General features: G+C 34.7%; 8 protein-coding genes and 1 pseudogene. 8 read left to right on the forward strand and 1 reads right to left on the reverse strand.

Going from position 1 to position 7,082, the window contains the following annotated elements:
* The 6 genes and pseudogenes from L655_RS0103900 to L655_RS0103920 all read left to right on the forward strand — a co-directional run.
* Window positions 1–312, forward strand: a 312-nt coding sequence (locus tag L655_RS0103900) for a group II intron maturase-specific domain-containing protein (RefSeq protein ID WP_024605253.1), incomplete at its 5' end; no start/stop codon positions are given.
* A gap of 272 nt (window positions 313–584) precedes the next feature.
* Window positions 585–1,004: a hypothetical protein gene (locus L655_RS1000000127510; protein ID WP_076915287.1), complete on the forward strand. Its 420-nt coding sequence runs from the start codon at window positions 585–587 to the stop codon at window positions 1,002–1,004.
* A complete protein-coding gene (locus L655_RS1000000127800; RefSeq protein WP_241764435.1) occupies window positions 1,001–2,806 on the forward strand; it encodes an ATP-binding protein in 1,806 nt (601 codons plus the stop codon). The genes L655_RS1000000127510 and L655_RS1000000127800 overlap by 4 nt, the downstream gene beginning before the upstream one ends.
* 2 nt (window positions 2,807–2,808) lie before the next feature.
* On the forward strand, window positions 2,809–3,162 hold the full coding sequence (locus L655_RS1000000127805; RefSeq protein WP_241764436.1) for a response regulator: 354 nt from the start codon (window positions 2,809–2,811) through the stop codon (window positions 3,160–3,162).
* 183 nt (window positions 3,163–3,345) lie between these two features.
* A pseudogene (locus L655_RS1000000127685) lies at window positions 3,346–3,627 on the forward strand (NAD(P)H-dependent oxidoreductase); the annotation flags it as partial.
* A gap of 180 nt (window positions 3,628–3,807) precedes the next feature.
* Window positions 3,808–5,496, forward strand: a complete 1,689-nt coding sequence (locus L655_RS0103920) for an EAL domain-containing protein (protein WP_024604165.1) — start codon at window positions 3,808–3,810, stop codon at window positions 5,494–5,496.
* A 3-nt stretch (window positions 5,497–5,499) separates the two neighbouring features.
* Here the strand turns inward: L655_RS0103920 and L655_RS0103925 are convergent, their stop codons facing one another.
* On the reverse strand, window positions 5,500–6,408 hold the full coding sequence (locus L655_RS0103925; RefSeq protein WP_024604166.1) for a pyridoxal-phosphate dependent enzyme: 909 nt from the start codon (window positions 6,406–6,408) through the stop codon (window positions 5,500–5,502).
* Window positions 6,409–6,484: 76 nt separating this feature from the next.
* On the opposite strand from L655_RS0103925, the gene L655_RS01000000125020 reads away from it, so the two are divergent.
* Window positions 6,485–6,907, forward strand: coding sequence for a hypothetical protein (locus L655_RS01000000125020; RefSeq protein WP_197098874.1), 423 nt, complete (start codon window positions 6,485–6,487; stop codon window positions 6,905–6,907).
* The coding region (locus L655_RS1000000127690; RefSeq protein ID WP_241764437.1) for a hypothetical protein at window positions 6,891–7,082 on the forward strand (192 nt) is incomplete at its 3' end. The genes L655_RS01000000125020 and L655_RS1000000127690, both read left to right, overlap by 17 nt.

The raw sequence follows: 7,082 nt of genomic DNA on the forward strand, positions 1-7,082 counted from the left end.
GTGCGCGGTTTTGTAAATTATTTTAGTATAGCCAATTGTAAGCGAGAGCTAAAAGCCTTGGCAGGTTGGATCAGACGAAGACTAAGGGCAATACAGCTGAGGTTGTGGAAGAAGCCATCAAGGCTACATCGACGACTAAAGCAGTTAGGGAAAAAGCCACCGTTTAAGTTCATAAAGATGAACTCGTGGCGTAACTCACTAAGCCCTTTATCTTGTGTATCGATGCCAAACCAATGGTTTGAGGAGCTTGGTTTATATCCAATAGAAAAAGTGAATACGGGATGGCTTGCTTTATCAGCGTTTAGGAAATAAGTTGATAAAATGTGAAGGGTACAGGAGCCGTATACGAGGTCCGTACGTACGGTTCTGTGAGAGGGATGAGGCATAAGCCTCACCCTACTCGATATGCGTATTGCGCTGTGATGATAATCAAAAAACTATCAATATAAGACCTCATTAGGCTGTAAAGTGAAATAGTATTGTTGGTAATGTTAAATTACAGTAAATTTTATCTTGTATTTAATTGATATATATCGTTAACACTTACCATTAAACTACTTTCCCCTGATTACACAATGAGAAACATGAAAACTAATATCTTATTTTTATTTCTTGTTTTTCAATTCTTGAGCCCTAGTTCACACGCTCAACCTCCTTCAGACGTTACTCATATTTTATTTATAAATTCAACAAATCAAGATATGCCTTGGTATAAAAGTGTTGAGCTTGGACTGCGTACAGAGCTTACAAAACGTTCTTTTAGTTATGAACTATTTGTCGAAAATATGGATGTAAATCGCTTTGATGAAGTTAATCAAAAACAGTTAATGAAAGACTACCTCAAACAAAAATATAAAAATAAGCACATCGATATCATCGTTACTCAGTCGCCATCTGCAGCGACGTTACTATCTCAATTAGATGATTTTTTTATAAATGCTCCACGAATATACTTAGAGCCGGCACCCAGTTTAATCTACCAAAAAAGACTAGCGGAGCTGTGATCCAAGCTAAATTAGATTATGCGCAAGCAACAGCAAATGCTGTTAATTTAATGAAGCCTAAAAAATTGATCGTGATTTTAGATACAAAAAACGATATTGGTATGAGCTTTCATCGAGGACTATTTTCGGTTATTAACCGTGATTTTTCGTATTTAAATGTAGAAAAGTGGTTTGATCTTCCATTACCAGAATTACTCACCAGAGTAAGAAATGCCCCAGCAGATTCAATTATTTTATTAACCCCCATTTTTAGGCGTTTCGATAATAAATCACTTAGTCCTTATCAGCTAGTAGAGCGATTAACTGAAGAAAGTCCGGCGCCAGTGTTTAGCTATTGGGAAGTACTATTAGGCTCAGGTGTTGTTGGTGGGTATGTGTTGTCGGGTGAAAAAATAGGCGAACGTATTGCCGATTCGATAATTTTATACAATGAAAATAAAAGTTTAAGTGAAATCAGTGGTGAAGGGCTAAGTGTTTACGCTTATGACTGGCGTCAATTAAACAAGTTCGATATAGCTCAACAAAGCTTGCCAGAAAAGTCGATCATATCTTATTACGAGCCAACCTATTTTGAGCAAAATAAAACATTAATTTACAGCGCTACTGCGATTATTTTTATTCTTAGCAGCTTTTTAGTTTTCGTATTGTTTTTAAATCAACGGCGCATTCAACTTTTAAAAGAACTTGATGAAGAAAAGCAAAGATTAGAGTCTCGCGTTGAACAGCGTACTGAAGAACTGTTGCAAGCCAAAGACGAGGCCGAAAAGCTGACATCCGCTAAGTCTGAATTTTTAGCAAATATGAGTCATGAAATTAGAACTCCTATGAGTGGGATTATTGGCTTAACCAACATTTTGCTCGAAAAAGGTTTGTCTGGGGAATATGAGCATTATTTAAATAAAATTAAATATTCTTCAGATCAACTCCTTGTAGTTATTAACGATATTTTAGACTTTTCAAAAATTGAGTCTGGAAATATTAACCTTGAAGAATTTCCTTTTTTTGTAAATTCGGTTGTTGACTACATCAAAGCAACTTTTGATGAGCTAGCTCAAAGCAAAGGGATCACATTTGATATTGTCATTGGTAAAGAGGTTAAACTCGATTTAATAGGTGATGTAGTTCGAATAAACCAAGTACTGCTAAATTTATGCTCTAACGCAATTAAATTTACTACACAGGGCTTTGTATCGGTATCAATAGAATCAAAAAGATCGTTAGCCGATCCTAAGAGCGTTTGTTTGTATTTCATTGTTAAGGATTCCGGTATTGGGATTGCCGAGCAAAGCCTTGCCGATTTATTTGAATCATTTACTCAGGCAGATAGTTCTACAACTAGGAAGTTTGGTGGTACAGGGTTAGGTTTAACAATTAGTAAGCGTTTATGCCAATTGATGGGTGGTGATATAACGGTACACAGCACTCAAGGTGTGGGTAGTGAGTTTGTTGCTTCGGTGGAAGTTAAATTGAACAACCAAGCGTTGATTGATGATACGGCTAACCTAATCTTTACTGATCCGTTTGATGTATTAATTATAGATGATAATGAAGATGACCTTAAAGTAATTGAAAATCAGCTTACAGCTATGGGTTTAGTATGTACTGCGTGCTCGTCTGCTAAGCAAGCTATTGATATTATTGAACAGAATAAAGAAAAATTTAAAGTCATTATTGTCGATTGGATAATGCCAGCGATGAGTAGTGAAACATTTTTAACGCGTATTTATAATATTAATCCCCAGCTTTGCAATAATATAATTGTACTTACAAGGGATCATGAGGTTTTACTTAAAAAGTATTAGTTGTGGAAGATAATTCAATCAATCGACTAATAGTTACCAACATACTAGAAAATAGCGGCGCTCAGGTTTACTTAGTTGATAATGGATTAGAGTGCATCCAAACAGTAAAATTAGAGTCGTTTGATATAATTTTAATGGATATTCATATGCCTATCATGGACGGTGTTGAGGCGACTCAAATTATTCGTAATGATAGTGATGAAACTATCGCAAATATTCCAATAATTGCCTTAACAGCTAATGTTATGAAAGATGATATTACACGATACTTATCTATTGGCATGAACGCCCATGTTGCAAAACCCATTAAAACACAAAAACTACGTGAAACTATAATTCGCTGTTTAAATAAATAGTTGCGCTATACATATAATTTAATATTTTTATCAAATACCTACCGCAATCCCTCCCATTGGCTTGAGCCGATTTTTTAATAACTTAAAAAATTTATAAAATAGAATTTGACTCACGCGCTTTTGTATGTGAAATTTCATACATTCGATTTTTCGTATATTCATTTGGTAAAGGTTGAGTTATAAATGTCAGAAGTTAATGGGTTACCAAATACAAATAAAACACACAGCGTTGTTCCACATACTAAAAATTTTAACGTTAGTTTTTCTGAGCACAAACCTAAAATTTTATTGTGATATGGATCATTAAGAGCGCGTTCTTATAGCAAGTTGGTAATAGAGGAGAGTGCACGTTTATTAACGTACTTTGGTGCTGAGGTTAAAATTTTTAATCCTGAAGGTTTACCTCAAACTGATAGTGAAGATGAATCACACCCTAAAGTACAAGAGTTACGAGATTTAATGCTTTGTCGATGGCTTTCATCTATTTACAGAATAAAGGGCATAGCTGTTTATTTTTGTAAGCTCTCGTTTATTTGAGTGTTTTTTGTTTAGTGCTATTAATAAAAGTTTAAACTTAGTTTGCAACCTTGTGCTTCTATAGATATTGAACAACACTTTAGTTATTAATATAACGAGTGGCAGGCTATGCAAAAGAGTAAACTCTGGCTTTTAAAGTACTTCAAAGGTATCTCTTTTGTTCTGTTTCTGGTGATACTTATTAGTTTTAATTTCATTTTAAATGATGCATTACATCAAAAAGCACATGGTTCTGGACAGCAGTTCGTTAAGCGTGTTTACGAATTAAATTTATCCCCCTCTATAAATAATGAAGTGTTAGTCGCATTAGCTAAAAATGAAGGCTTTAAGCTGGGGGTGCAAAATTCTTCAGATCACTTTAGGAACTTAGTAAATTTAGAACGCGAAGTTTTTACTTTTAAAACGTTAAGTTTGAGCCTTTATCACTATCCAGTGTGGGTAACACAAAGCTACTTATTTATATTTTTAAATCTGATTATATTAGGCGCTGCTAATTGGTCTTATCGCTGGTGGAGCCTGTTAAAAGTAAACCGTAAAGTAATGCTTAAGAATACAGTTATACAGCCGACTAAAATTATTCAACAAAGGCATAAAAATACTCAACTAATCGAACAGGCAAAAAAATGTGATTTAAGTTCTTTGTGTGGAGTTAATACTGCATCACATAACTTATTTTTACTTATTGAGTGTGATTGTAGCTTTGATAAAAAAACGGATATAGAAGCCAATTTTAAAGTCTTAATTACTAAAAAATTAGCCGAACTTAAGGATGTGTCGGTAAAAGTACTAAACTCTAATTACTTAGCGGTTACCTTACCAAACATTTCTATTAGCGAGTTGAATAGCTACGTTGAAAAGCTCCATAAAAATGTGTTTTTAATATGTCAAAATCATCAAAAAAATATTACTCATAAAAATATTAAAATAGGTGCGTGTGATTATCAATTAGGCGCTGATCAAGTGGCGGTTTATAAGCTAGCAAAATCAGCACTCGCGCTATCACAAAGCAGCCTATTGCAGCATTGCCACCGTTTAACGTTAAATCACAGCCAAGAAAAACACCTCTCTAGCAAACAGGTTATAGAAAACATTAAAAAGAATAAATTTATATTATTCTTTCAGCCTGTATTTGAACTCTCTAGTGGAGATATCCTGCAGCATGAAGCTCTTATTCGGGTTAGGCATAGCCACCTTGGTTTACTGGCCGCTCGTTATTTTATTAAGCAGGTTTATAGTGATCAAGACGCTTTAATATTAGATAAAGCTGTAATAACACAAGTCAAAAAGCTAATGCTCAGTGAGTCTTCGGCTTTAACTGTTAGTGTAAATCTACACCCTAAAAATTGGTTTAATACTGTATTTTGGGAGTGGTTAGCCAATCAAATGGCAGGGCTTAAGTTAAATACTAAATTACAATTTGAAATAAGTGAGGCAGAATTTTTTACTCACAGAGAGTCGATAACTAATGCACTTAATATTATTAAAAAAGGGCATTCACACATTGTGATTGATAATGTAAAAAGCAGTGAGAAAGTAGCCATGCTAGTTGATTATAACCAAGTATGTGGGCTTAAGTTATCATACGAACTGGTTCATTTATTAGATGAAAAAACTCAAAATCAAAAGAAAATAAAAAGGATAGTCGAAGCCGCTAGTCTTTTAAATCTACCCGTATACGCGGTGGGCGTAGAGACTCAAAAAGAGCTACTTACGCTTACCAAATTGGGAGTGATAGGAGCTCAAGGTTTTTATTTTTCAGAGCCGCTTCAAGAGTTTACGCAAGCGGTATTTAATTAAGATCTAGATTAACCCTCTATATTTAAGCCCATTTAATCCTTGAAGCCCGCCGGTATGAACAGCAATAATTTTACTCCCAGATGGGAAATAATCTTGCTCAATAAGCTGCCACAATGCATACATCATTTTTCCGCTATAAATAGGCTCAAGTGGCAGATTATAAGTGTGACTCATATCTTGGCAAAACTGCCATAACTCAGGTGAAAACTTACCATAACCCCCATCATGAAACTCTGTGAGTAATTGCCAGTTAGTTTGGTTATTAGCTTTAGCGCTCAGCTTTTTTATTTCTTCATTTAAATATTCAGCTTGTTTTAATACCGCTATACCAATAACTTGTGTTGTTGAACCACTGCCTTCTATTAGTCCAGCAAGCGTGCCACCACTACCTGTAGGACAAACTAAGTAGCTATGTTCGGGTAAGCTTTGTACTAATTCTTTACACCCTAATAAAGCATGTTCATTTGTACCACCTTCAGGGATGATATAAGCGTTTGGAAAACGCTCTTGCAGAGCATTAAGGTATTCGGTGTCGTGACGTTTTCGATATTCTATACGATTAACAACATGTAGGTTCATACCACAATGTTTTGCAAACTGAATTGTTGGATTGTTGTTATCAAGTTCTGGTCCGCGGATAATCGCGTGAGTTTTTATATTAAATTCTTTTCCCGCAGCTGCGCAGGCGTGAATATGGTTTGAAAATGCACCACCAAAAGTCAGAAGTTCTGTCTTATTTATCTTTTGCATGTACGCTAAATTATATTTTAATTTACGCCATTTATTGCCACTTATTAACGGATGAAGCAAATCATCACGTTTTATACCTAAATAAATATTTCTCTTTTTTAGAAACGAGCTATCTATTTGTTGTATTTGGTTATTTTCATCTATTTTGAATGTTTCATGCATTTTTTTGGTTTTCAATTCGGCAAAGTAGTTAAAATGTACGACACTTATTTCATACATAATTAACATTAGTAGCTATATGAAAGAAAAGCTGTTTTCGTGGTTAAATCGTAGTTTAGATCCAAATACAGCTATTGGTGTTGCAACTTACGCAGATACTGTTAACGCAGTATGTTTAAAAAAACAAAGCGACCGATGGATGGTTCACAGTTCTCACAGTGTTAATGTGTCTGAGCAAACTGATTATACCGCTGCAATTGTTGCTTGTACAAATGAGGTTTCTACTGATATTTGTGCCGTTAATTTAGTTATACCGCACTATTTTTATCAAATAGTGCAAATGGATAAACCAAATCTCAGCGATGAAGAAATAATTCAGTCACTCCCTTGGACTACAAAAGATTTAGTTGATATAGCCCCTGAAAATATTGTGGCTGATTTTATTGATTACCCAATAACACTCACAATGCAAAGCAGCAAAATGAATGTATTATTACGATGAGTTGCAGTTAAGTATGCTGGAAACACAATACAGAGTGACAGCGCCTACACGTATTTTTTTAAAAGACACAACCTCACTTCTATCAACTTCATTTTTGAATATAGGTAAAACAAATATAGTGGTCGAAACTGGCGCGTACTTGGCTATTTATGTGGATGGTGCGATTGCTATTGCA

Source organism: Pseudoalteromonas sp. TAE79, assembly GCF_000498015.1.
GTDB lineage: Bacteria > Pseudomonadota > Gammaproteobacteria > Enterobacterales > Alteromonadaceae > Pseudoalteromonas.